Below are 23,803 nucleotides of genomic sequence, written 5' to 3'. Positions count from 1 at the left end.
GTCAAACTCCCGGGCGGTGGGATGCGTCGATGTGGGCATTGGGGGCGCGACGGCCCCCGACATGCCGACCGTACCCGGTTGCAGATCCGCCCACGGGTCCGGCTATCCTGTTGTCCGCTGCCACGGGTGACCGTGGTGGTGCCCAGGCGGGTTGCCCGAGCGGCCAATGGGAGCGGACTGTAAATCCGTCGCGAAAGCTACAGAGGTTCGAATCCTCTACCCGCCACCACAAGCTCAAAGAGGCCCCTCACCTGCTGAAACAGCCGGGAGGGGCCTTCTTCGTGAGTCTCACTCAGTCCGACTCAATCGCACTTGATCTCGTTCGCTGTTCCCCATACGTCCCCCGAATTTCTCGGTCGTGATCATGCACCGTCGGGCGTGGCGTATCCCTTACGGAACGCCTCAATGCGCTTGAAGGCTGCTTCCTCCTCCCCGTAGAGGCACTTCGCGTAGATCTTGAGTAGAACGGCGATGCTGTGCCCCGCCCAGCTCGCCACCAGGGCCGCCGAGACGCCCGCATTGAGCCAGCCCGAGAGGCAGGCGTGCCGCAGGCTGTAGGGCACGGGCGCCACACCGGACGTCAGCTCGGCGGGGGTCAGGCCGCGCTCGCGAGCCTTGCGCCAGGCGGTGTGCCTGGCGTTGGCCGTAACCGGCCGCCCGGTCGACGGCCGGTACATGCCGCCGGGGCCGCGCCGGGTGACGAACAGCCGCCCGTCGCTGCCCGGCGGGTACTCCCGGATGTGCCGGTCCAGCAGCGCGCAGAGCGCTGGCTCCGCCGGGGTTGGATTGGGAGTCGAAATCTCACGGATCTTCGATTCACCTTACTCATTGGAGATGGAAATCGGCATACATTTTCTGGCGAGTCTGCTCTGCCGCCTCGCGCCATGCCGATCCACTCACGGGGATGTCGCTTGTGTTGATAGCGTCAAGTCGACGGCGAACTTGGTCCCCGAAACCGACCGGGAATGACGAAATCTTGTTTGTCTGCCAGTCCGATACTGCATCCCCAATGTCGCGATGAAGCTGATGCAGTTCCATGTTGGACTTTCTGAGATCATCACGCCGCTTGGAATACCAGGTTTGCGCCGCCGCGAGCAAGGCGGTGCCGACCAGCACGAACGCAACAACAGCACGAGCCACAGCGGACGGGTTGGCCTGTAGACTGGCGAAGATCGCTGTTGCGGTAGCCGCGCTAACTAATGTCGAAACCAAACCGAGTGTCTGCCAGGTCCTTCTTCCGAGTAGATCCGCTGAAGCGCCGCAGTATGTCCATGAGGTTCGTAGCGTATCGAGAATTGCTGGCGGCGGCACTCTAGTCGCTAGCGTGCCTGGGCCTCCGCTTGGCGTCGACCCGTTCTGCGGCAATCCCATTTTGGCGCCAGTTGATTTCTTCACCTTGACCAGCACTGTCATCACCCCGCTTTTGGTGAGCCCGTAACACGAGTAAAGATATAGCCGATACCTTGGTCACGTTCGTCAGAGCGAACGTGTCGGTTTGCGTTCTCACCAGCCACATGCCCACACTCTATGGGCTGGCGATCGACATCGATTACGTACCAGGAGATGAGCTCCTTTGACCCGAAATCAGTGTCATATCGATTGCATCTCAAACACAGGGCCAGATGACCGAATCAAGGAGGGGACAACGGCACGAGTTGTCGACCGCGCGACCTGTTAACGCAGTTATCAAGGCAGCCTTGGGGGAAGGACTTTGAGCGAAGGGAAGGCGGAAGTGTCACTGCTGTCACTCTTGTCACTCCATTGCCAGCCGAACCGGGAACAGTCTTGACAGCAGCCACCTGCGTAAGTCGATCGCCACGCCGCGAGGAGGGCGCGCTCAGAAGAAGGGACAGGGACAGCACGGCGCCTTCTCCCCCATGCGTCCCCGACGACGCCCGACCCCCCTTGTTTCAGCAGGTCACTCCGTGCGGATCACGTGGACTGTAAATCCGTCGCGAAAGCTACAGAGGTTCGAATCCTCTACCCGCCACCACCATAAGAAACGGTCCCGTGAGCTGCGTAAACGCAGACCGGGGCCGTTTTCGGTAAGTCCAACTGAGTCCGGCGGAATCCGGCCGCCTACGGCCCTCCACGGGAACATAGCGGGAACACCTGATCATCTCCTTCGGGCGTGTCGGGGCGCCGCTCTAAGCCACCCCAGAAGCCCGAGCCCACCGCCGAAGGCATCGGCCGAATGTCCTGCGGCCCCTGGCACGCTGCGTTACGGTGCTGCCGTGATCCGGCAGACCATGAGTGCGTCGGTGGACAAGCCGGCTGAGGTTGAGGCGGCCGAGGCATGGCTCGATAGCAACCGACATGCGCTTGACTACGTGGCCGAGGAGGGTGGCTGCGGATGCTGCGTGCGCACGTGGTTGTTGGAGGGTCCGGCTGACGTACTGGCAACCATCCCGTACGAGGTGTCGGCCTCCTCGGATTGGGATACGGCCTGAAGATGCGGCGTGCTGGCCGGCCGATGCGGATTCAGGGCAGCGTGGGTTGCACTACCAACCAGGCGTTGACCTGCTCCGAGTAATCGCCCTCGGGCAGTTGGTCGGCCAGCAGGGCGAGCGGGGCGAACAGGCTCTTGTGCTGCCGCAAGACGCGGATCTCCTCGGTGGGCAAGGTGCGCCAATGTCCCGCCATCTCACGAGCATGATCGACGTCCAGGGTTGTCGTCGCCAAGACCTCACGGGTCAGCGCTATCTGGTCCCAGGTTGTGTCACCAGGGACCGGACCCAGCTCACGAATCAGCAGGCCGCGCAGATGAAACTTGCCGACCGCGGTGCTCCAGGGATCACCCCCGGCAATGCGTACCGCGCAATCCATGAGCAGCAAGACGACTTCGCCCCACTCCCGGCGTAGGTCTGCCGGTAGGTCGCGGTCGTAGACCCGGTGCTGTAGTCGCTGGCGTATGCCGATCCACCAGTTGACCGATCGCGGTGCTGCCTGCTCATCGAGATCGCTGATCCACTGGCGGATTCGGGTACTTGACCAGTCGGTGATCTCCGAGTCGATGTCGTCCCACACCGGGCCATTGTGGCGGGCTCAGTCGATCTAGGTCCTGCGATCGGGGTCTGGTGCGCAGGATGTTCTCCCGTTCTGCGGCACCCACGCCATCCCGGAAGCCCGAGTGCCCCCGCCGGAGGCGTCTGACCTTGGAACCCGAACCTGCGCCGCTGCGCTGGCCGATGCCGACCGGAGGTCGCCAGCAGGCCGAGCGCAGCGGCGCTCGGCCATTCGTTGACGGCCTGGTCCTCGTCGTAGTCATGTCCCGGTGGCCCTTATGCGGCGTTAGCCTTGCTCTCGTGTTGGAGCGGATACTGGCCGTGGTGCAGCTGGGGCCGCAGCATCGACCTACGGGGCTCACCCGGCATTACTACGGCGTTCCTGGTGGGGACAGGGCCGAAGTGCCGCCGCCGGTGTCCTTGCGCATCGTGCAGTACGAGGGCGATGAGCCGAACGCCTACCTGTTCTACTGCGATGAGAGCGGCGAGGAACTGACCGACACGTATCACGACACCATCGCTGACGCCATGGACCAGGCCGAAGCGGAGTTCGGGGTCCAACACCATGAGTGGGAGCTGAAGCAGTAGCCGCTACCTCTGATTGGTGCGGGCGCGGGCACCGGCGCCGGGGCTTGCCCGGCCGCCGTCGCCGCAGGCGTAAGGCGGGCCGGGCCGCGCAGCGGCCCCGAGTGACCGGCCTGCGCGCCACGGTGCGCCGCGTCAGCGGCGCCTTGATCTTCGTAAAGGCGTATTCGGCAGTACCTGCAATTGGATCTATGTCGTGTCCTGGCCGACGCATGACACCTGCGTCCCACCTGATGCTTGCCCTGATCCAGATGTTGCCCAGAGCGAAGGAGCGAGGGTCGTCTTGTCGCGCGGCGTAACGCCGACTACGGGGTGCAGGTCAGGGCGATTGCCTCATCGTGGATTGGTTCGCTGGGTTTGGGTCTGCGGTCGCACGACAGCACGCCGTCGACAGGGCCGAGCCATGACGTGACGGTGCCGCGACCCGACATCGGGCCGCAGGACGAGCTGAACGTCGCCTCCACTGCCTGAACACCCTCGTAGTGGACGAACCGACCCGAGCCGTTGATCGTCACGGCGCCTTGATCGGACGGCGCCACCGCGCCGAGCTCAGGCAGCCCTTCCCGGTCGCTGAACTTGCCGATGAACTTCTCGTAGATCTCGGCCTGCGGGACGTCGCCGTCGGCGATGACCTCGGCCCGGAAGCGTCGCACCGGCGCCAGCGGCTTGTCCAGCGGGCCTCCGGAGTGGGACGTGATGGTCACAGCCGGGGCGACTGCCGTGAGGATCTCGCTTCTGTGTATCGGGCCGAACTTGATCTGCTCATCGGCGCAGATCGTTGAGGCTTGCGATGTTGCCGGTACGGCAACCGGCGTGGATGCAGACGGGGCTACTCCGCTGGCCTTGTCCCTCGGTGCTCCCGGGTCACACGCTGCGAGGGTCGCGATGATCGTGACGGCCAGTGCAGGTCCCACGATCGTCGACGGTGTCATCACCAACTGATCTTCTCCCCAACCAGCTGCTCGCATTGCCAGATCGGCGTACGAGAACTAGGCCAACCGTCAGGCGTTAGCCAGCAGGATTCGCAACTGGGTCTACCGGGTTGGCGGGGCGACTTCCTCGGTGAGCAGGTGCACCCCGTCATGGAGCCGGATAGGCGACGTCGGTGCTGTCGAGGGCGTCGAGGACGCGGATGGCGAAGGTCTCGCCCATGCGTGCGGCGACGTCATCGGCGCTCCACCAGTCGACGGCGGCGCTCTCCTCGGTCGACCGGGGTTCGCCACTGACGATGCGGGCCCGGAAGACCAGGGCGACGACGCCCAGGCGGAGGTTCTTGTAGACCCCGGTGAGGCGTTCGGGTTCGGCGATGACGCCGGTTTCCTCTTCGACCGCGCGGCGCATCCCCACATGAATGGACTCGCCGAGTTCGAGGATGCCGCCCGGGATCTCCCACTTGCCGTTGTCACGGCGTTGGACGACCAGGACCCGGCCGCCCTCGTCGGTGATCACGGCGGCGACGCTGACGGAGTGACCGGGGGCGTTCCGGCTGCGTCATGCGGGTTCCCTTCGTCGAAGAGGCAGAGGGCGGCCGTGGCATCGTCATGGCGTTTGTAGCGCGGCCGCGCTGCTCCGTCGTGATCGATGTGGTCGGCGGTGCGGACCTGGCGGATCAACTCGGCGGGACCTGCCGCGATTCAGGGCAGGCCATGGGCGTCGTGACGATTCAGGCGGGTGTCAGGCCGCGGGCGCGGTACTCAGACCACTCGTTCAGCCGGAACTGAAGTCTGCGAGCTTCCTGGTGCTCCATCAGTTCTACAAGCATTCCGATCGTGGCGTCGCCGCTGATCGGAGGCTCGCTGGAGCTTCCTGGAACCTCCAGACCAGGTGCGACCTCAGGTGGCGCATCAGGATCACGCCAGGCCGCTCGGTGCTGCTGCGAGCTGGCCCTGCGGGTGCCCGCCGGGGGATCTTGTACGGCTCCCAAGCCGACAGTGCGGGTTCGATGTCACGACCAAGGTATCCCTCATAGGTCGCTCGCTCACAGTGTCCCTGCTGTCCCTGGCGTCCCTGAACAAGGTCTGACCAGCGGGAAGGCCGGGGTCACCCCCAGGTCAGGTGCGCCGATAGCGTCGGACGTGCAGGGACACACAGACGCGGTCGGCAGACTATTGGAACAACAGCGTCCACGCTCTGACCGAGGAATGGAGGACTTGAAATGCGCTGCCATCCCAACCTTTCCACATGACAAAGTCGGTTCCGGCCGCACAGCCGCTGGAAGAGAGCACGGTTGACGAGGGACGAACTGTGCTGAACCAGTATGCGTCGTTCGACTGGTTGATCGGATTGGCCCACAAACCGTTCTGGGGATGAGCTACTTCCGCCTGAACGAGCACCGTGCGCGCGGTGTCCGGGACGCCATCAACGCAAAAGTAGGTACCCGACCCCGATGCACCTACGGGAACGACCTTCCCAACTTTCAGAGCAAGTCCAGGCGTAGCTGTTTCCACTGCGTGGGGGCATTCAACGTTTGGCGTGCAATTGAAATACCCGAACCGCATTGTAGAGACCACAGTTCCCGGGGCACCCGCTGGGCCAGCCTCACCCTGCGGCCCTTGAGGTCCCGCAGGCCCCTGCGGTCCAGGGTCGCCCTTCGGCCCCTGCATGCCAGCCTCACCCGTAGACCCCTGCGGCCCAGCCGGACCCTGCGTACCGGCTTCGCCCGTGGGCCCCTGCGGCCCGGCTGGGCCACGGTCACCCGTTGGTCCGGCAGGCCCCTGAGGTCCGATCGAACCCTGGGCGCCGGTCGGCCCGGTCGCTCCGCTGGACCAACTGATCATCTTCCAACCACGAGAGCATCGCTTGCCGCTGCGGTAGTCGATCAGCTTGATCTGCCCTCCGCTATTCGTGCAGGCATAGATCATGTTGGCGGTGCCACTAGTAGGCGCGCTGGCGGAGGCAACGCTCGCGACACCCAGTACCATCGCCGACGCGATGCCCAGGGTCGCCGCCTTGCGCTTAATGAAGATCACTGATCGAGAGTGCGCCCGACCGGGTGCGGTCAGGTTTGCAGGCGGTAGCCGAGAGGTCGCAGCCGGTCTCGAGATCGAGTGGTACGGCGTCCTGCACCTCGATGCGAATAGCTCAGCCCGTCGGTGCGAGCCAGCCTTCGGCAAATGCGCGGCAACGGCAAACCAAGCCGGTTTGGGCTCGAAGCTGTCGCTCCCAACAAGAAGCCCACCTCGTCGAGCACTCTCGGTGACCATCGGATAGACGGTGGAGCGCTGTCGGCGGCATGACTGTGCTTTCGATCTGACTTCAGCGGAGTTTCGCCCAAGGGGTGACGAGTGCGGCCGAATAAGGCGTGTCACATGCTATGCAGTACCGAATGACACTGGCACTTTCGGCGCTTGCGTACAGAGGTCGGGTATGCGCTCGTCCGAGTCTCGTAGCCAGATTCGGGCTATGCTCAGATGCCTGGAATCGACGAACCAACTTCGCCACCCTTGGGCTCCGCCGTAAACTTGCGATTCTGGGCAAAGTGCCCGTCCAGTGACCTCGGAATTGCTGATCCGCTCAATGCCACCACCTACGTGCAGCACGGTCGTGTGGCTGTCCTCGACAGCGATGACGTACACCCACTGAGGTTTGTCGGCCTTTACCTGCACCAGCTCAGGCGGTGGCGAGTAAGTGTTCGCGATAAGCATCATGACGGCCACAAGCATCATGACGGCGTTAGTGACAAGTTCGCGAAGACTCTGTGCACTTTCGTTGTTGCGGGCGCCGTTTATTACGGCGAAAACGGCAACGAGAACGAGAGCAGCTGGTCCTGTCGTGATTAACACCATGATGGCCAACAAAGGTAGGCATATCGCCAGATATCGCCGCAGCGGGAACACCCGCTCACGCTCGGTCGCGTCCATCGTCATCTTCAGTGCGAAACGGTACCCGGTCACGAAAAGAAGGAGAACACCGCTATTGATGCTCATGACAAGCATTGTCGCCAGGAAAGCTGTCACGTCAGTTCTGCGCAGCAGTTCCGACATCACCACGCCATCACCGTGAGCCATCCAGTAGGTGCGGACGATGCCGATAGTCACTGGCAGGGCGGCTGCAAATGTTGCCGCCACCCAGCCGGGCAATCCGAGCAGCGCCGCCCTAATGTCGCTTCTCGCGTCTTGCGGGGTCGAGCGATCATTCGAGTGCGTTGGCTGTTCCGCATCTGGATCGATGGTTCTCTGCCGTGGGGTAGATCGCCCTTGCGCATTACCGCGCCTTTTTGTCATGGCGCCATACGCTACAGTAGCGAGCACTCCTGTCACAGAGCGACGAGCCTATTTGGGATGTCCGGGTTCCCGTACCTGGGCGCGAGCAACGGCCGATGTTCATCGACCGCGTCGCACCTCGGAGTTCCGAAACCGACGGGTGGCTTAATGCGCCGCAGGCCTGGTATTTCAAACACCTCGGCATCGCGGGCAGCGCCGACAAGCCGCGCGCAGTGTCACTGGACGTGATTTTCGTCGACAACACCGGTCGCCGCTGGCTAGGTCCGGCCGTTCCGAGCCGGTTCGCCTGACAGACGCCGAAGACCCTCCCCCACCACTGGAGGACTAGCGATGGTGACCGCCACACCATGCTCGCCCACCCGGTTGCCATCGCAGAAGCCCGAGCGCCTCCGCCAGAGGCGTTCTTGGATTCGTCGCCCGAGGGTGCCGCGCGCCGCGGCCCGCGATGCCGGACGTAGGCCGCCAGCAGCGGGGCGCGAGCGCGCACGGTGCGCCGCGCCAGCGGCGCCTTGATCCTGAAGGCAGATTCGGCAGCACTGGTCGGGTCACGTGTCCTCCGTCGGCTGATCTGCGACACACGTCCGCCAAATGATCTGCGACACGGACGGCGCGGATTGCGGCAGAGGATGTTACGTATCGCAGTCGAGTGTGCCGTGCGTAGCGGATGCCGGACCGCCGGGTCACTGTGCTGGTTCGGGATGCAGTGCTCCGGCACGCGTGGAGTGCTTCCGCGGCCGGCAGTGATGGCGATCTTTCGGCATACCTTCGCAGCCGTAATATGGTCGTGTGTGGAGACTCCGTTGCGCGAACCCACGTTCCTGATTCTCACCGCCCTGGCCGGTGAGCCGATGCATGGGTATGGCTTGAACGCTGAGGTGGCCCGGCTTTCCGACGGCCGTATCTCGCTGCGACCCGGCACGCTGTACGGGGCACTGATCTCGGCAAGAACGTGGCCCACAGAGGAGGCTGCCCGTGACGATACGTAGCGCGCGGATCGCGGCATGACAGTGCACCCGATCCTGGTGTCGAAATGGCTCCCGCAATCGGAGTGTTCGTGGTACGAGGATCGTGCGCAGATCCGGAGTGTTGAACTGACCGATGAGACGATATCAAGCTTGTCGAGTTCGCGCGCCGCGTTGTCGACTCTGATCGGTGAGGTCGACGCCACCGAGGCGATCACGACGGCGCTGTCCAGCGGACGGGTGACCGATCGTGACACCCCCTCCGAGCCGTCACAGGCCGACAATCTGCCGCGTGTGGGCGCGACCGCCGGACGGCATTGATGAAGATGGCTATGGTGCGAGGGTATGAAAACTCGGCGCCGCTTCCGGGAGTGGGTCCTGGCGCAGTCCCGACCTGACCTGATCAAGTTCGCGGTCCTGCTGGCCGTCGTCGGCGCATTCCTCTACTACACCGCGGTGTCCGGTGCCGGGTCCGGCGAATCCGACAAGCCGTTCTGGCAGGTGCTGCTGGCCGTCGCGGCGACCGTCCCGCCGATCGCGGCGCTGGCTGGTGGACTGCTGGGCTCGGCCCGCAGCCGACCCACCCGCCGACCCGACGTCGCGGTGTTCTATGCCGCGTGGGCGTTCGCGCTGGGTGCGCTGCTGGCAGCGATCATGTGGTGGGCGGTGGTGGCCGTGGCATTTCTCAGCTGGGCGAACGACGTCCGGGTGTAACGGGTCGGGCGCGGCGGCGCGCCGGTGAGCGCGCCGCCGCTGCCGATCACTTGCCCGCGGCGCGCAGCGTGCTGTTCAGCGTGTCGCGGTAGAGCTCTCCGCCGTACATGTTGGGGTGCAGCGAGCTGGACGCCATCAGCGCGTCGTCCTTCTCGCCGGACCCCGTGATGAAGTCGGCGTCGTGCAGACCCTCCGGTGAGCCGCAGACACCGTGGCCCTCGAACTGGGGCACCGGGTTGGCGAACCAGACATTGGTGCCGTTCCTCCGCGCCGTGTCGGCGATCTCCTGCTCCAGTGCCGCCATCTCCACGGCGGCCTGGTTCATCCAGTCGACCTCGCCCACGGTCAGATCGACCAGGAACGGCACCGGAACGATGATGCAGTTGCCGGCGCCGGAGATGAGCTTCGGGTAACCCATCAGGACGATGGTGGCGTTGCTCGCCATGGTGTGGATCGCCCGGATCATCGTGACCAGCGTCGGCCGGAGCTTCTGTTCCATGACCTCCGGCACGTAGTTCATGAGCAGCTGGCCGTCATCATTGGACTTGTACTTGCAGTCCGGCACGGCCGGCACCAGCAGGCACTTCGTCACGACCCCGCTCCAGCCGACGTCGTTGCCGCCGACGGAGATGGTGACCAGCGTGGTGTTCTCGTCCAGGAAACCCGAGTCCATCTGGGTCACTTCCCGCATCGAGCCGCCGTTGGACGACGCTGTCTGACCCCAGCCGTTGGTCCACGCCCCGCCGGTGGTCGGATCCGGGTTCTGGGCGCCGGTGATCGGATTGCTGAGGCTCGGCAGCATGTGCTCGCTCTGGGTGCCCGAGCAGGCCACCATGTGATAGTCCATCGTGGTGTCCCGGGCGTCGGTCCGGGCGCCGATGGTACGTGAATCGCCCGCCAAGGTCGCCTGCCGCGCCCACGCGTACGGGGAGCGGTGGCAGCCGTTGCGGAAGGCGTCGTTGCCGGTCTGCGTGTTGTGGTTCGAGTCGACGTAGTAGTCGGTTCGGGGATCGTTCACGACGCCCTCGCCGGAGGAGAACGAGTCGCCCATCGCCACCACGAAGTCCTTCGGCTTCGCGGTCAACGGCTCGAAGGCCACGGCGTCCCAGACGACGTTGTCCACGCCCTGGGTGGCCTCGCTGGTCCGGGTGATGTTGCTGAGGCTCACCGACGGCGTGCCCTGGATCTGGAACGCGCCCAGCGACACCCACTCGCTGTGGCCGCGGTCCTGCCCGATGACCCGCCACTTGTACCGGGTGCCGGAGGGCGCGCCCGCCCCGCGGTCGATCCGGTAGTGCGCCTGCTGAGTCTCGCCGACCTCGTACGGAAGGTGCACCCAGACCTTCGCCCACTGGTTGAGCGACCGCCCCAGGGTCCAGGTGCCGGTGACCCCGACATGGCTGCTGGCATTCAGGGCGATGCTCTCCTCGTGGGAGAACCACAGGTGGCCGTTGAGGCCGGTGCCCAGCTGATGGAAGTCCAGCTTCGACGGGTACGTGGTGCCGTTCCCGCTGAAGTTCAGCCCGAACGTTCCGCTGTTGGCCACCGTGCCGCCGTTGCACTCATCGGACCGGACCACCGGTGCCGACGACGGCACATCGTCGATCACCAACGCCCCTGACGGCAGGCTGGTGTTCTGCGCACAGACCGGCGGGAAGTGCGTGCCGCGGGCCGGTTCCGCCGACCCCGGCGTGTAGTTCGGGTTCGGATTCTCGTTTCCACAGGTGGAGCAGTCGCCCTTCCAGGACGCGGACCAGTGCCACCAGCAGTGGTAGTCGCTGTACCCGCACTTGCCCTGGCCGTTCGGCTGACCGCCGGCCGTCGTGCAGTTGTTCGCCGCGCTGCAGAACGTGTTCAGCGGCGGCTTGATGCCCTGGGTGCGGTGGAGGTTGGCCTCGTCGTTGTCGGCGCCTCCCCACCAGGCCTGGTTGAACGCGGCCTCGTAGGAGTTGTCGCGGTAGTCGTATTTCACGATCGGGTACGCCGCCCACCCCATGATCTTCTCGGGGTACGGCCATTTCTGCGGAGTCGCGGCATCGGCCTGGCCGCCGACACCGCCGCCGTTCGGCCCGTCGAGGAACGCGTGGCGGTTGTACGGGTAGTCCGGGTTAGCCGGGTTGTTGCCCCAGCCCAGACCCCACGCGCCGCGGCTGTCGGTGCAGGACGGCCCAGGTGTGCAACCGGTGGTGTTCCCGGTGGACGCCTGCGGGTTGAGCCCGCTGTTGTACGCCCACACCGCAGCGAACCAGTTCTCCGGCCGGGCCGGGTCACCGTTGTTGACCGTCATGCCGAGGCCGCGGGTCGTGTTCCACTTCTCGGTCAGGATGTTCACGCCCGCCGCGATGTTGGTGGCGTAGTCCACCGCGATCGCCTTCTGCTCGTTCGGTGGGCGCAGGTGCTCCCCCGGCTTGGGATGCCCCGCGATCCGCATGCCGTCGGTGACCTGAGCCACGCCGTACCCGCAGTCCGCGGCGTCCCAGTTGATCGCCCAGCCGCTGCGGATGCCGTAGTACGCGCCGACCAGCGGGTTGCCCGGCACGCCCTCGAGCGCGTGGTACGACGCCTGCCAGAGGTTGGACTCCTGGGCCAGGATGCCGAGCATGATCTGTGCCGGGATGTAGCCGCCGCCGTTGAGATGCGTGAAACCCTCCATCGTCTGCGGCGACCAGGCCGGCAGGTTCGTGCCCTTCCAGTTGGCCGGCCGGGTGAGGGTCAGGTTGCCCCGCACGGCGAGCTGGGCCGCCCAGGCGATCTGGTGCCAGTGCGGCTGCTCCACCTGCGCGGTCAGGTCGTTGCGGGAGACGCCGCAGTAGCGGTCCGCCTCGGTGGGATCGGTCGCGGAACCGGCCGCGGCGAGTCCCGCGGCCTTCAGCTGCGGTGTGGGCGCGCTGCCGGTGGCGTTCTTCGCGCTGATCCGCGCGTCCGGGTCGACCACGAAATCGGCGCTGCGACCGGTCTCACGGAAGGTCGCCCGGCGGCCGACCGGAACAGCGGCGTCCGGGGTCGCGCCCGCCTCGGCCGGCGCCCGGTCCGGCGTGGTCAGCACGGCCGCGCCGGTGCTGGAGATCTCGGCGTCGGCGGGTGCGTCGATCGCGTTGACGCCGGCCGGCAGGGTACCGACCCGGGACGGGCGACCGGTGATGAAGACCCGGCCACCGGTGCCGCGGGCCAGCGAGACGTCGGCGAGCGGACCGCGGCCGAGTTCGCGGACGTGGGTGGTGCCCTTGTCCAGGTGCCGCACCACGGTGGTGTGGGCGTCTGTCTCCTCGAGGTAGGTGAGGCCACCCGAGGCGTCGGCCGTCAGGTGCGCCACGGCCCGGCCGGTCGGGGTCAGGGTCTCGGTCTTGCCGGACGGGTCGATCGACACGATCCGCTTACCGTCGGAGGCGGCGATCTTCCCGGCGTACGGCACCGCCGACGTGACCTGGCCGGTCACCTCGACCCGTGAGGTGACCTTGCGGGTGCCGGTGTCGAGCAGATTGATCGCGGTCTTGCCCAGGTCCACGGCGCCGCCCTGGGTGAGCGCGGCGGTCTCGCCTGCCCCGCAGCCGGGGTTGTAATACGCGATGCTGACCGTGGCGTCGAGCTTGGTGACCGCGCCGGTGTCGATGTCGACGACCGCGGCGAAGGCTCCCCGGTCGAACAGGTGCTGCCGGTTGGCGAAGTGCCGCGGTTCGTAGACCACGACCGCCCGCTTGCCCGAGGCGGTGAGGCAGGCGTTGCCGATCCACATGTCGCTCGCGATACCGGGCTCGACCAGGGTGGCCACGGTCCGCCACGTGTAGCCGTCATCGGCCTCGGCGACCAGCAGGTGGAGCCCAGTGCTGTCGCCGGAGGTGGTCCACAGACGGTCGGAGGATTTCTGCCAGGCGGCCCCCAGCACGTGAGCGCGGTCCGCGGCGGCGATCCGGTCGCGCGGCCGGGTGTCGTCGTCCACCCGCGGGGTGGCCCCCGTGGCTTTAGGAGCCGGTGCTTTAGGAGCCGGTGCTTTGGCGGCCGGTGCTTTGGCGGCCGGTGCTTTGGCGGCCGGTGTGTCCGTGATGGTGGCTGGCCCGGCGGACGCCGACTGGCCGGTCGTCGCCAGGATGCTCGCCGCCACCGCGGCGGCCAGCAACGTTCTGAGCTGACGCTTCAATGGCACTCCCGTCCTCGTGCCGACCAGCGGTCCACGAGGGCGTGCACGGCGGAATGCCACCGGCCGACGGGCCGGTGGTGTGGATGGACAGGCGCCGCGCCGAGGCGGCATCCGCAGATCTCGACATCCCCCGTGCTGCCATCGCTGCCACCAAGCGGCGCAGTAATGCGACCAACATCGATGACCGGTCGCGGGAACACCATAGTCAGATATGTCGATGTGCCGCAAAGGCGATTGGGCCGCGGAGGTGACGAACCACGTCACCGGCTCGTGGCACCGGTCAGACGGCACCCGCGCACGATGGCGGTTCGCCGCCGTGCGCGATGGCCGTTCCGATCGAGGCGGTCCTGCGGTCTAGGTGGCGATGCCCACTTGGGTCCAGGCGTCGTGGATCCGCTGGCGGCCGTCCGCACCGAACAGGGCCTCGGCCTTCCGCACCGTCAGCTGGGCGAAATCAAGGAATCCGGCGTTGCTCGACAGTGACCGGTCGGTGAGTGCCGCGTACCAGACTCGCCCGGCCTTCTCCCAGGCGTATCCGCCGAAGTTGACCGCCGCGAGATAGAACGCGTGATTGGGGATTCCAGAATTGATGTGGACACCGCCGTTGTCCTGCCGGGTGGTCACATAGCCGTCCATAGTCGCCGGCTGCGGGTCCTTGCCCACCAACGGGTCTTCGTACGCCGTTCCCGGCGCCTTCATCGAGCGCAGCGCCGCCCCGTGGATGCGCGGCGCCCACAGCCCGGCACCGATCAGCCAGTCGGCCTGGTCGACGGTCTGGCGGGGGGAGGCGTGATACTGCTTGACCAGCGACCCGAAAACGTCTGATATGGACTCGTTCAGGGCACCCGACTGATTCCGGTACGCGAGAGCGGCCGTGTACTGGGTGACGCCATGGGTCAGCTCATGACCGATGACGTCGATGGCGATGGTGAACCGGTTGAAAATGTCGCCGTCGCCGTCGCCGAAAATCGCCTGCTCGCCGTCCCACATCGCGTTGTTGAAGTCGGTCGAGTAATGGACCGTGCCGATCAGGTCGAGTCCGGCATCGTCGAGCGAGTTGCGCGAGTACACCTGCCCGTAGAGGTCGAGCGTCGTGCCGAAACCGTCGTACACCTCGTTCACGCTGACGTCCGCGCTGGCCGGATCGCCTTCACCGCGGGCCAGCGTGCCGGGCAGCGAGGTCGTGTGCCCGGCGTCATAGACCCGGCGATTCGCGGTGACGTCCGCCGCGGGGTGCGGTGGCGCCGTCGGCGCCTCCAGCCGGGCGTCCCGCACCGCCGCGTCGACGCGCAGGGTGGCGGCTGCCCAGGCCCGCTGCTCCGGGGTTCCGTTGGCTTGGATGGCCTCGAGAACGTACGGCGGGATGATGCACTGAAGGCGGTTTCGCATCATGGTCGCTCCTCGCGGTGGTGGGCATTCGGGCTACCGTCCTCGGGCAATCGCCTCCAGCCGTTTCACGAGCGCCTCGAGGGCCGGGTCGAGAGTCAGATCGGTGAATGCCAGGACATCGGTCCGGCGCTGCCCGTCGATGGTGAGGCGATAACTGCGCAGGTCGGCGGCGCCGGTGGCGGCGGGCGATTTGCGCAGCCCGCGCGCGCGGTGGACCGCGTCCACCAACCGTTCCAGTTCCGATGCCGTTTCCCGCGGCAGTTCGGCGGTGTCCACGACCACGTCGCCGGACAACGCCGGAACGGCCGCGAATCCACCCGAGCGTTCGAGGACGATCTTCATGGGAACACCACCTCGCCCCTCAAGCACAATCCGCCCGGGAACCGCCGTCAAGAGCAATCGCGAAATTATCCGCCAGAAGCGCTACGGAATCGCCAATCTTGACGAATCGGCGGGCAAGCGCCGCATCATTTGCGGCTATCGATGAACCCTCCCCGGAACGGCCAGAAAACCGTCCAGGGTGGACACGACGCAAGGCTCAGAGCCGCAGCCGTTTGCGTAGGTCCGCTCGCAAGCCCTCGCCAATTCCCTCCGCCTCCAGCAGGCGCGGCAGTTCCGCCTGATCGTGCATCCAGATGCGGAACGCTTCGCCGATGCTGACCCCGCCGGCCGGGCGGTCCACGACCTCCACCGGGTCACCGGCCCGGACGTCGCCCGGGCACACCACGCTGAGGTACGCCCCGGGCCGGTTCTCCGCGGCGAACCGCTTCACCCAGTGCGGCTCGTTCATCTTGGCCTGGAACGTCATGCAGGGGATCCGGCCGAACGTGGTGCGCAGCAGCAGTTCCTCCCCGATCCGCCAGGTCTCGCCGATCACCGCGCCGTTGACGTCCACCCCGGTCGTGGTCAGGTTCTCCCCGAAGAGCCCGCCGGGCAGGCTCCGACCCAGTTCCCGCTCCCACCAGTCGAGGTCCTCGCGGGCGTACGCATAGACGGCCTGGTCGTCGCCGCCGTGGTGCTTGATGTCGAAGATCTGGTCGCCGACCAGGCCGCTGTGCAGGCCGGTCGTCTTGGGGCCTGGAGCGCGTACGGCGACCGGGTGCTCCACCGGGCGCTTGTTGATGCCCGTGGTCCCGACGCCCTTCGGGCCGGGCTCGGGCACCGCCAGATTGACCGATATGACTCTGCCGCCGTTCATGCCGCAGATTCCATCACGACGCGGTCCTCGACCGGCCGGTAGCCCAGACGCTGGTACAGAGCGTTGCTCGTGGGGTTGGCCAGATCGGTGAAGAGGACCACGTCCCGCACGCCGCTGTCGGCCGCCGCGCGGCTCACCACGGAGACCACCGCCCCGGCGTAGCCGCGGCCGCGCCACTCGCGCGGGGTGTACACCGCCAGCACCCGCGCCATGCCCGCCTCGGGACGGGTCGTGCCGGCCATCGACACCGGCTCGCCGTCGACCTCCCACAGGCTCAGGCCACCGTAGGCGAGCTTCTCGTCGACGACCGCGCCGCTGTCGCGGACGGACTCGCCCACCTCCTCGTGGAATGCCTCGATCCAGCGCACGAGCAGCTCGCGGTCGCCCGGGCCGCCGACCCGGGCCCGCCCGGGCGGGTACGGGTCCGGCGGGGTCAGCGTGCCCAGCCGGAACAGCCGGGTCCGCACGCGTGGGGTGAACGTGGCTCCGGTGCGCCGCTGCCATTCCGCCACGAACACGTCGGCGTCGGCCGCGCGGGCGTTCACGCCGCTGAGCACACGCCCGGCCAGCGCCTCGGCCAGGGCGGGGACGGCCGGCGCGGGCACCCCGGTCAGCAGCAGAGGGTACGGCGGGGTCTGCAGGTAGGCCCCGGACACCGTCCCGTCGGCCTCCCGCCACCAGCCGAAGATCGGGTCGTCGGACCCGTACGCATGCGGGCCGTTGATTTCCAGCGTGCGCACCAGGGTCAGCGGGACACTGTGCTCGACCGGGTGGGCGCGCAGAAACTCACCCGCGGCCTCCGCGAACTCCGTCACGCTGCCGGTGCTGTGCCACGTCATGGGCCCATCCTGGTCGGCGGGCGGGCACCGGCGCATGCGATTTCGCCGCAGCTCAGCCGCGGCGGCGCCGGATCCCCTGCACCCCGGCGGTGACCACGCCCAGCGCGGCGCCCGGCACGAGCAGCCAGACCGGCCACACGTACACGTCGAGCCCGACCGTCACCGCCACGATCAGCCACACCGCCACGTTCACCGCGGCCAGCGCGCCCCACACCGTCCACAGCACCATCAGCGCGGTCGGCATCCGCCGGGCGGCGCGGCGGGCCTCGGCGGCTTGGCGGGCGCTCACCTCCGTGGCGCTCAGCCCCGGCTGGGGCAGGTCGGCGGTCAGTTCGAGCAGATCCGCGTACGTGCGGGCCGCGTACGCGTCGCGGACCCGGTCGTCGTACTCGGCAAGGCTGAGCCGCCCCTCGTCCAGGGCTGACTTGAGCCGGTCCGCGATCTGCTGCCGGTCGGTGTCCGATGCGCGCATGGTCTCCACGCGCTGCTCCGGGCGACGCGCGACATCCTTGGCCATCCAACGCTCCTTCACAAGCCCCGCCGTAGGCGCCAGGCTATCTAAGAGGGCGTTCTTGACAACAGGAGACACCGATGAGGCTGCGTGACGGGGAACCGGCCGGATACGACGAGGTGACCGCCCGCCTGCGCTCGTCGTACGACGCGGGGGCGGAACTGCGGGACGGCATGGACAAGCAGTACTGGAAGCTGGCGGAACGCGAGGCGTTCCTGGACCGGCTGCGCGCGATCGGGGCGGAGACGCTGCTGGAGATCGGCGCGGGCACGGGCGAGGACGGGCTCTTCTTCCGCGACGAGGGGGGCCTGGAGGTGGTCGTGGTGGACCTCGCGCCCGCCATGGTGCAACGCTGCCGGGCCAAGGGGCTCGACGCGTACGTCGGGGACTTCCTGAACCTGGGGGTCCCGCTGGCCGGCTTCGACGCGGCGTATGCGATGAACTCGCTGCTGCACGTACCCAATGCGGATCTTGGCACGGCGTTGCGCGCGGTCCGCGACGTGCTGAAGCCGGGCGGCCTGGGCTACCTCGGGATGTACGGCGGGCGGGCCGCGCAGGGCATCGCGGAGGACGACGTGCAGGAGCCCGCGCGGTTCTTCGCGTTCCGCACCGACGAGCAGATCCTGCGCGCCACCGCGGCCGTGTTCGAGATCGTCGACTTCCACACCGTGGCCGACGGCGAGATCCGGTTCCAGGCACTCACGGTCGCCCGGCCCGCCGAGACGTCCTGACCGCTGCCGGGCTCTCAGGCGGCCTCGGCGGCCAGCGCGTGCCGGATCCGGTCCGCCGCGTGCTGGTCCGCCCGGGCCATGGAACCGGCGGGCAGCGCCGCCACCACCGCGGACAGGGCCAGCACCCCGGCCGCGAAGACGAACGCCCACGGCAGGCCGCCGGGCTGGTCCACGATCGCGCCGGAGACCGCGCCGCCCAACGCGCTGCACGCGACCGAGACGGTCACCACCCAGGTGTACGCCTCGTTCATCATCGACGGCGGGGCCAGCCGTCCGACCAGGTTGGTCTCGACGGTCAGCGCGGGGGCGATCGTCGCCCCGCCGATCACCAGGGCCACGCCGAGCGCCATCGGGTTCGGCATCACCGCCAGCGCCAGGAAGCTCGCCGACACCGCACCCAGCAGCCAGGCCAGCTGCCGCGGCAGCGCCATCGCGGGCTTGCGGGTGCCGAACGCCAGCCCGCCGATGGCCGAGCCGACGCCCCAGACACCCAGCAGGATCCCGCCCAGGGCGTCCCCGCCACCGTGCTGACCGGCGTACGCGGGCACGATCACACCGGCCGCGCCGAACGCGGTGCCGAGCGCGCCGACGCAGACCAGCAGCGCCGGGAAACCGCGCACGCGCAGCGGGCCGAGACCTCGGGCCGCCTCGTCCTCGGCGTGCCGCCGGGCGTGCCGCATGATCGGCAGCCGGGCCATCCAGAGCGTGCCCACGAACGTGGTCACGGCGGAGGCGACCAGCGCCGCCGACGGCTCGTGGGTGGCCACCACGAACCCGGCGACCAGCATCGGGCCCACGACGAACACCAGCTCGAACAGCGACGTCTCGACGGCCATCGCGGCGCCGCGCAGGTGGTGCCGCCCGCTGGCGACATCGGTCGCGTCGGTCCAGGCCCGGCGGACCGCCGCGGTCAGCGGCGGGTATGTCGCCCCGGCCGCGGCCGCCGCCACGATGATCAGGGGCAGGGCGGACTCCCCGGCCCGGCTGACGATCAGCAACGTGGCCAGCGCCAGCGGGTGCAGCACGGCCGTGACCAGCAGCACCGGGGCCGGGCCGATGCGGTCCGCGAGGCGACCGGCGATCGGGCTGAGCGCGGCGCCCGCGAGCGCGTACATGCCGCCCGCCAGGCCGGCAGCGGCGTACCGGCCGGTGGTCTGCTGCACGAGGAGCAGCAGCGCCAGCGGGGTCATGCCGATGCCGAGGCGGGCGAAGATGCCGATCACGAGCAGAGCCCGCCCGCCTGGCAGTTGCCACACGCCAAGGTACTGACGCAACGCGGTCACGGGTCCACCTCCGGAGATCGGTAACGAGCGAATCGGCTTTCGACGCTAACCGTCGGCGGGGCGGGGACGCCTCTGAATTCGATCGCCTGTCACGGACGTCACCCCGCCGCCCGGACGGGCGACGGGGTGACCTGCGACTCCTTCAGCGCGGATAGCCCCCTCAGCGCGGGCGATGTCGTCAGCGCACGTACTGGACCGGACCACGGGAGCCGACCGCGGCCAGCTCGTGCAGGCGGCGGATGCGCTCCTCCATCGGCGGGTGCGTCGAGAACAGCGACGCCATGCCGCCCGTGCGCAGCGGGTTGGCGATCATCAGGTGGGCCGAGGTGGCCAGCTGGCCGTCGGCGGGCAACGGCATGCGCTGGGCCCCGTACTGGATCTTCTGCAGCGCGCTGGCCAGCGCGAGCGGGTCCCGGGTCAGCGCGGCGCCCGACGCGTCCGCCTGGAACTCCCGGTTCCGGCTGATCGCCAGCTGGATGATCGAGGCGGCCAGCGGCCCGAGGATCAGCATGAGCAGCAGCACGGCCGGGTTCGGGGCGTCGTCGTCGTCCGAGCCGCCGAGCGGCAGGAAGAACGCCAGCTGCGCGATCATCGTGACGATGCCCGCCAGCGCGGCTGCCACGCTGGAGATGAGGATGTCCCGGTTGTAGACGTGCGACAGCTCGTGGCCGATCACGCCGCGCAGCTCCCGCCGGTCCAGCAGCTGGGTGATGCCCACGGTCACCGCGACGGCCGCGTGGCGCGGGTTGCGCCCGGTCGCGAACGCGTTGGGCTGCATCGCCGGGCTCACGTACAGCCGGGGCATCGGCTGGCGCGCCTCGGCCGCCAGCTCGCGGACGATCTCGTACAGGGCGGGGAACTCGGCCTCGGTGACCGGCTGAGCCCGCATCGCGCGCAGGGCGATCTTGTCGGAGAGGAAGTAGCTGCCGGCGTTCATCGCCAGCGACACGACGACCGCGAGGACCAGCCCCGCGCTGCCGCCGAGCCAGTACCCGACGGCGAGAATCATGGCGGTGAGCAGACCCAGCAGAGCGGCCGTCTTGAGGCCGTTGTGGTGGCTGTGCACGATCACTCCTTCAGCACGCGGGCGGGAGGTGCCCGCATCCCAGGGAACATGACCCCGCCGGGAATTCATCCGTAAGTGACTGTGAGTTCGCTGTACGCGACGCTCAGCCGTGGCGTACGCCACGGCCGGCGGTCACGGATTCAGCGCGTCGAAGATCAACTGCGGGGCCAGGCCCACGAGTACGGCCACCGCCGCCGCCAGGGTCAGCGCCGCGGCGACCGGCCCGGCCACCCGGGAACGCACCGGCGCCCCCTCGGCCCGGGGCTCGGGGGCGTACAGGACGGCGGCGGCCCGCACGTAGTACGCCAGCGCGACGACCGCGTTGAGCGCCACCACCACCGCCAGCCACGCCCAGCCCGTGTCGATCAGCACGTCCACGATGGTCACCTTGGCGAACAGGCCCGCCAGCCCGGGCGGCAGACCCGCCAGCCCGGCGAACGCCAGCACCAGCGCGGCGCCCCGCCACGGGGCCCGGCGCCCGGCGCCCCGGTAGTCGGCGATCGCGCCGCCGTCCGCGACGGGGCGGCGCAGGGCGACCAGCGCCCCGAACGCGACGAACTCCAGCAGCACGAAGAAGACCGCGTACGCGACCGCCGCCGGCACCCCGGCAGCGCCCGCCGCCAGCGGGGCCAGGATGTAGCCCGCCTGCGCGATCGACGACCAGGCCAGCAGCCGCACCATCCGGGTCTGCCGCAGCGCGACCAGGTTGCCCACCGTCATGGTCAGCACCGCCAGCACCGCCATCAGCCATCCGGTGTCCAGCTGCGGCACGACCACGGCCAGCGCGACCACACCACCCAGCTTGGAGGCGGTGGACAGGTAGGCCGCGACGGGCACCGGGGCACCGTCGTACGTGGGGGGCGCCCAGGCGTGCAGCGGCACCGCGGCGACCTTGAAACCGAAGCCGACGACCAGCAGCGCCGCGCCGACCGTGGCCAGCGGCGCCGACGAGACCTGCCCGACGGCCGCCTGCCCGCCCAGGTCCTGCAGGGACAGGCCCATCTCGGCCAGGGCCCGCGCCGCCGCGTCGCCGCCGAGGGCGGACAGGTGCAGGACGCCCGTGGCGGCGTACAGCAGGGCGGCGCCGAGCAGGGCCACCGCCGTGGAGACGACGCTGATCAGGAAGAACGTGACCGCGGCCGAGGCGCCCGCGGCGGTGACCCGCTCGCGCGGAGCGAAACGCCGCAGGCCGACCAGCACGTACAGCGGGAGGGTGAGGGTTTCCAGCCCGACGATCAGGGTGATCAGATCGCCCGCGTAGCCGACCGTCACGCCGCCCGTCATCGAGCAGGCCAGCAGGAAGCAGAACTCGCCCGGCGGCGCCGCGCCCAGTCGCAGGGCGGGCACGGACAGGGCGAGCACACCGGCGGTCAGCGCGGCGAACAGCACCGCGGCGACCGCGGCCAGCGGGGTGGCCACCCAGGAACAGCCCGCCTCACCGCAGAACGTCGACCGCCGGCCGTCGGCGGCGACCACACCGGCGCACGCCGCGGTGGCCATGGCGCCCAGCAACGCGGCCCCCAGCACGGCGGCCCGGCGACCGGCGGTCACCTCGGCCAGCAGAACCAGCAGGGCGGTACCGGCCGCGGCGTACAGCGGCAGCAAGGCGACGTGGTCGACGGACTGGGTCACCACGGCCCTCCCATCAGGAGCTCCACCGGGGCGCCGGTGCCGGCCAGCACCAGGGCGGGCACCAGGCCGACCAGCAGGGCCAGCAGCACCAAGGGCGCCCACGCCGCCCACTCGTATCCCGCCGGAACCGGCCGCGGCAGGTCCGAGACCAGCGGCGTGGCCGGGCCGTGGGTGACCCGGCGCAACAGCCTCAGGAAGTACGCGGCGGTCAGCGCGCCGCCGACCGCGGCGACCGCGGCGAGCGTCGTCCACAACGACCCGCCCCGCTGCACCGCGGCGACCACCGCGAACGCCTCGCCCCAGAACCCGGCCAGCCCGGGCAGGCCGAGCGAGGCGATCGCGGCGAAGCCGAGCAGCCCGGCCAGCCGGGGCGCGGTCTCCCGCAGCCCGCCCAGCTCGGCCAGGTCACCGGTGTGCGCCCGGTCCTTGATCGCCCCGGCAAGGAAGAACAGCAGGCCGGTGATGATGCCGTGCGCCACGTTGCCGATCAGGGCCGCCTGCATCCCGATGGTCGTTCCGCTGACGATGCCCAGCAGCACGAACCCCATGTGCCCGACGCTGGAGTACGCGATGAGCCGCTTGAGCTCCGTCTGCCGCAGGCACACCAGCGAACCCACCACGATCGCGGCGACCGCGAGGATCCCGAGGACCGGGCTGGCCCACGCCGCACCCACCGGCGCCACCCCCACTCCGATGCGGATCAGGCCGTACGTGCCCATCTTCAGCAGCACACCGGCGAGGATCACGCTGCCCACCGTGGGGGCCTCGGTGTGCGCGGCCGGCAGCCAGGTGTGCAGCGGCCACAGTGGGGCCTTCACCGCGAACGCGACCGCGAACAACGCGAACGCGGCGTACTGGACGGTGCGGGACAGCCCGGCGCCGCCCGCCAGCACGGTCAGGTCGCCGGTCCCGGCCGCGGTGACGACCGTGAACACGCCGAGCAGCAGCAGCACCGAGCCGAACAGGGTGTACAGCACGAACTTGCGGGCCGCCGCCTGCCGTCCCGGGCCGCCCCAGGCCGCGATCACCGCGTACATGGGCAGCAGGACGACCTCGAAGAAGACGAAGAACAGCACCACGTTCAGCGCGAGGAAGGTGCCGAGGATGCCGACCTCCAGCACCAGCAGCAGCGCGGCGAGGGCCCGGCCGGAGCCGCCGTCCGGCGCCCACCACACCGTGTACGCGCAGCACAGCAGCGTCAGCAGCGTGGTGAGCAGCACCAGCGGGTACGAGATGCCGTCCAGGCCGAGGTGCAGGTCGAGATGCAGCGCCGGCACCCAGGAGGTGTGCACCTCGACGGCCGGCAGGAACAGGAACCGGCCGTCCGCTGTGGTCCCGATCCGTCCGCCGCCGCGGACCGACGGCTGGGCCAGCAGCAGCGCCACCACGAAGGTCAGCGCGGCGAAGCCGGTAGCGACGAGGCGTCCGGCTCGGTCGCGCCGCGCGGGCAACAGGGCGACGACCGCCGCGCCCAGCGCCGGAAGGATGAGTACGGCCAGCAGCTGCGCCTGAATGACCGATGACACCTCG

The 23,803-nt window shown here is 68.7% G+C and carries 23 protein-coding genes, 1 tRNA gene and 1 pseudogene; 9 read left to right on the top strand and 16 right to left on the bottom strand.

Annotated elements, in window-relative coordinates; genetic code table 11:
• Window positions 1-145 precede the first annotated feature (145 nt).
• Window positions 146-229, top strand: a tRNA-Tyr gene (locus ACMCNO_RS05435).
• Between the two features lie 133 nt (window positions 230-362).
• Here ACMCNO_RS05435 and ACMCNO_RS05430 read toward each other — a convergent pair.
• Together ACMCNO_RS05430 and ACMCNO_RS05425 are read right to left on the bottom strand one after the other, a co-directional pair.
• The gene (locus ACMCNO_RS05430) at window positions 363-677 is read right to left on the bottom strand and encodes a hypothetical protein (RefSeq protein WP_412748325.1); all 315 of its coding nucleotides are present in this window, start codon (window positions 675-677) and stop codon (window positions 363-365) included.
• A 148-nt stretch (window positions 678-825) separates the two neighbouring features.
• On the bottom strand, window positions 826-1,407 hold the full coding sequence (locus ACMCNO_RS05425; RefSeq protein ID WP_412748324.1) for a hypothetical protein: 582 nt from the start codon (window positions 1,405-1,407) through the stop codon (window positions 826-828).
• 827 nt (window positions 1,408-2,234) lie between these two features.
• On the opposite strand from ACMCNO_RS05425, the gene ACMCNO_RS05420 reads away from it, so the two are divergent.
• On the top strand, window positions 2,235-2,450 hold the full coding sequence (locus tag ACMCNO_RS05420; protein ID WP_412748323.1) for a hypothetical protein: 216 nt from the start codon (window positions 2,235-2,237) through the stop codon (window positions 2,448-2,450).
• Between the two features lie 31 nt (window positions 2,451-2,481).
• On the opposite strand, the gene ACMCNO_RS05415 is transcribed toward ACMCNO_RS05420, so the two are convergent.
• Window positions 2,482-3,027 (bottom strand): hypothetical protein, encoded by a 546-nt coding sequence (locus ACMCNO_RS05415; RefSeq protein WP_412748322.1) that lies wholly within the window; start codon window positions 3,025-3,027, stop codon window positions 2,482-2,484.
• A 278-nt stretch (window positions 3,028-3,305) separates the two neighbouring features.
• On the opposite strand from ACMCNO_RS05415, the gene ACMCNO_RS05410 reads away from it, so the two are divergent.
• Window positions 3,306-3,593: a hypothetical protein gene (locus tag ACMCNO_RS05410; protein WP_412748321.1), complete on the top strand. Its 288-nt coding sequence runs from the start codon at window positions 3,306-3,308 to the stop codon at window positions 3,591-3,593.
• A gap of 302 nt (window positions 3,594-3,895) precedes the next feature.
• On the opposite strand, the gene ACMCNO_RS05405 is transcribed toward ACMCNO_RS05410, so the two are convergent.
• Both ACMCNO_RS05405 and ACMCNO_RS05400 read right to left on the bottom strand, forming a co-directional pair.
• A complete protein-coding gene (locus ACMCNO_RS05405; RefSeq protein ID WP_412748320.1) occupies window positions 3,896-4,294 on the bottom strand; it encodes a hypothetical protein in 399 nt (132 codons plus the stop codon).
• 376 nt (window positions 4,295-4,670) lie between these two features.
• Entirely contained in the window at window positions 4,671-5,039 is a 369-nt protein-coding gene (locus ACMCNO_RS05400) for an NUDIX hydrolase (RefSeq protein WP_412748319.1), read from the bottom strand.
• 732 nt (window positions 5,040-5,771) lie between these two features.
• Between ACMCNO_RS05400 and ACMCNO_RS05395 the strand changes: the two genes are divergently transcribed.
• On the top strand, window positions 5,772-5,900 hold the full coding sequence (locus ACMCNO_RS05395; protein WP_412748318.1) for a hypothetical protein: 129 nt from the start codon (window positions 5,772-5,774) through the stop codon (window positions 5,898-5,900).
• Window positions 5,901-6,901: 1,001 nt separating this feature from the next.
• Here the strand turns inward: ACMCNO_RS05395 and ACMCNO_RS05390 are convergent.
• Window positions 6,902-7,813, bottom strand: coding sequence for a hypothetical protein (locus tag ACMCNO_RS05390; RefSeq protein WP_412748317.1), 912 nt, complete (start codon window positions 7,811-7,813; stop codon window positions 6,902-6,904).
• A 95-nt stretch (window positions 7,814-7,908) separates the two neighbouring features.
• Between ACMCNO_RS05390 and ACMCNO_RS05385 the strand changes: the two genes are divergently transcribed.
• From ACMCNO_RS05385 to ACMCNO_RS05370, 4 genes and pseudogenes are all read left to right on the top strand, one after another.
• Window positions 7,909-8,103, top strand: a complete 195-nt coding sequence (locus tag ACMCNO_RS05385; RefSeq protein WP_412748316.1) for a hypothetical protein — start codon at window positions 7,909-7,911, stop codon at window positions 8,101-8,103.
• A 498-nt stretch (window positions 8,104-8,601) separates the two neighbouring features.
• Window positions 8,602-8,748: pseudogene (locus ACMCNO_RS05380) on the top strand (PadR family transcriptional regulator); the annotation flags it as partial.
• A gap of 66 nt (window positions 8,749-8,814) precedes the next feature.
• Window positions 8,815-9,096, top strand: coding sequence for a hypothetical protein (locus tag ACMCNO_RS05375; protein ID WP_412748315.1), 282 nt, complete (start codon window positions 8,815-8,817; stop codon window positions 9,094-9,096).
• A 24-nt stretch (window positions 9,097-9,120) separates the two neighbouring features.
• The gene (locus ACMCNO_RS05370; RefSeq protein WP_412748314.1) at window positions 9,121-9,489 is read left to right on the top strand and encodes a hypothetical protein; all 369 of its coding nucleotides are present in this window, start codon (window positions 9,121-9,123) and stop codon (window positions 9,487-9,489) included.
• Window positions 9,490-9,535: 46 nt separating this feature from the next.
• Here ACMCNO_RS05370 and ACMCNO_RS05365 read toward each other — a convergent pair whose 3' ends face one another.
• The 6 genes from ACMCNO_RS05365 to ACMCNO_RS05340 form a co-directional block, all read right to left on the bottom strand.
• Window positions 9,536-13,624, bottom strand: a complete 4,089-nt coding sequence (locus ACMCNO_RS05365; protein WP_412748313.1) for an SGNH/GDSL hydrolase family protein — start codon at window positions 13,622-13,624, stop codon at window positions 9,536-9,538.
• A gap of 354 nt (window positions 13,625-13,978) precedes the next feature.
• Window positions 13,979-15,016, bottom strand: a complete 1,038-nt coding sequence (locus tag ACMCNO_RS05360) for a M4 family metallopeptidase (RefSeq protein WP_412748312.1) — start codon at window positions 15,014-15,016, stop codon at window positions 13,979-13,981.
• 30 nt (window positions 15,017-15,046) lie between these two features.
• Complete coding sequence (locus ACMCNO_RS05355; protein WP_412748311.1) at window positions 15,047-15,355, bottom strand: protealysin inhibitor emfourin; 309 nt, start codon at window positions 15,353-15,355, stop codon at window positions 15,047-15,049.
• 196 nt (window positions 15,356-15,551) lie between these two features.
• The gene (locus tag ACMCNO_RS05350; protein WP_412748310.1) at window positions 15,552-16,211 is read right to left on the bottom strand and encodes an MOSC domain-containing protein; all 660 of its coding nucleotides are present in this window, start codon (window positions 16,209-16,211) and stop codon (window positions 15,552-15,554) included.
• Window positions 16,208-17,050, bottom strand: coding sequence for a GNAT family N-acetyltransferase (locus tag ACMCNO_RS05345; protein ID WP_412748309.1), 843 nt, complete (start codon window positions 17,048-17,050; stop codon window positions 16,208-16,210). The genes ACMCNO_RS05350 and ACMCNO_RS05345 overlap by 4 nt, the downstream gene beginning before the upstream one ends.
• 52 nt (window positions 17,051-17,102) lie before the next feature.
• Entirely contained in the window at window positions 17,103-17,567 is a 465-nt protein-coding gene (locus tag ACMCNO_RS05340; RefSeq protein ID WP_412748308.1) for a DUF1707 domain-containing protein, read from the bottom strand.
• Between the two features lie 74 nt (window positions 17,568-17,641).
• Between ACMCNO_RS05340 and ACMCNO_RS05335 the strand changes: the two genes are divergently transcribed.
• Entirely contained in the window at window positions 17,642-18,292 is a 651-nt protein-coding gene (locus tag ACMCNO_RS05335; RefSeq protein WP_412748307.1) for a class I SAM-dependent methyltransferase, read from the top strand.
• A gap of 14 nt (window positions 18,293-18,306) precedes the next feature.
• Here ACMCNO_RS05335 and ACMCNO_RS05330 read toward each other — a convergent pair whose 3' ends face one another.
• From ACMCNO_RS05330 to ACMCNO_RS05315, 4 genes are all read right to left on the bottom strand, one after another.
• Window positions 18,307-19,575, bottom strand: coding sequence for an MFS transporter (locus tag ACMCNO_RS05330; protein WP_412748306.1), 1,269 nt, complete (start codon window positions 19,573-19,575; stop codon window positions 18,307-18,309).
• A 178-nt stretch (window positions 19,576-19,753) separates the two neighbouring features.
• On the bottom strand, window positions 19,754-20,641 hold the full coding sequence (htpX, locus tag ACMCNO_RS05325) for a zinc metalloprotease HtpX (RefSeq protein WP_412748305.1): 888 nt from the start codon (window positions 20,639-20,641) through the stop codon (window positions 19,754-19,756).
• A gap of 132 nt (window positions 20,642-20,773) precedes the next feature.
• Window positions 20,774-22,273 (bottom strand): NADH-quinone oxidoreductase subunit N, encoded by a 1,500-nt coding sequence (locus tag ACMCNO_RS05320; protein ID WP_412748304.1) that lies wholly within the window; start codon window positions 22,271-22,273, stop codon window positions 20,774-20,776.
• Complete coding sequence (locus ACMCNO_RS05315; protein ID WP_412753622.1) at window positions 22,270-23,799, bottom strand: complex I subunit 4 family protein; 1,530 nt, start codon at window positions 23,797-23,799, stop codon at window positions 22,270-22,272. Before ACMCNO_RS05315 ends, ACMCNO_RS05320 begins: the two co-directional genes overlap by 4 nt.
• Between the last annotated feature and the right edge of the window lie 4 nt (window positions 23,800-23,803).

This window comes from Krasilnikovia sp. M28-CT-15 (assembly GCF_047159595.1).
Lineage (GTDB): Bacteria > Actinomycetota > Actinomycetes > Mycobacteriales > Micromonosporaceae > Actinoplanes.
The sequence above is the reverse complement of the archived record's forward strand: the minus strand, read 5'-3'. Positions and strand labels throughout refer to the sequence as shown.

Coding starts and splice junctions, on each gene's coding strand:
- ACMCNO_RS05430 (WP_412748325.1), bottom strand. CDS start 677: ATGTACCGGCCGTCGACCGGGCGGCCGGTTACGGCCAACGCCAGGCAC.
- ACMCNO_RS05395 (WP_412748318.1), top strand. CDS start 5,772: ATGACAAAGTCGGTTCCGGCCGCACAGCCGCTGGAAGAGAGCACGGTT.
- ACMCNO_RS05390 (WP_412748317.1), bottom strand. CDS start 7,813: ATGACAAAAAGGCGCGGTAATGCGCAAGGGCGATCTACCCCACGGCAG.
- ACMCNO_RS05385 (WP_412748316.1), top strand. CDS start 7,909: ATGTTCATCGACCGCGTCGCACCTCGGAGTTCCGAAACCGACGGGTGG.
- ACMCNO_RS05375 (WP_412748315.1), top strand. CDS start 8,815: ATGACAGTGCACCCGATCCTGGTGTCGAAATGGCTCCCGCAATCGGAG.
- ACMCNO_RS05370 (WP_412748314.1), top strand. CDS start 9,121: ATGAAAACTCGGCGCCGCTTCCGGGAGTGGGTCCTGGCGCAGTCCCGA.
- ACMCNO_RS05360 (WP_412748312.1), bottom strand. CDS start 15,016: ATGATGCGAAACCGCCTTCAGTGCATCATCCCGCCGTACGTTCTCGAG.
- ACMCNO_RS05355 (WP_412748311.1), bottom strand. CDS start 15,355: ATGAAGATCGTCCTCGAACGCTCGGGTGGATTCGCGGCCGTTCCGGCG.
- ACMCNO_RS05350 (WP_412748310.1), bottom strand. CDS start 16,211: ATGAACGGCGGCAGAGTCATATCGGTCAATCTGGCGGTGCCCGAGCCC.
- ACMCNO_RS05345 (WP_412748309.1), bottom strand. CDS start 17,050: ATGACGTGGCACAGCACCGGCAGCGTGACGGAGTTCGCGGAGGCCGCG.
- ACMCNO_RS05340 (WP_412748308.1), bottom strand. CDS start 17,567: ATGGCCAAGGATGTCGCGCGTCGCCCGGAGCAGCGCGTGGAGACCATG.
- ACMCNO_RS05335 (WP_412748307.1), top strand. CDS start 17,642: ATGAGGCTGCGTGACGGGGAACCGGCCGGATACGACGAGGTGACCGCC.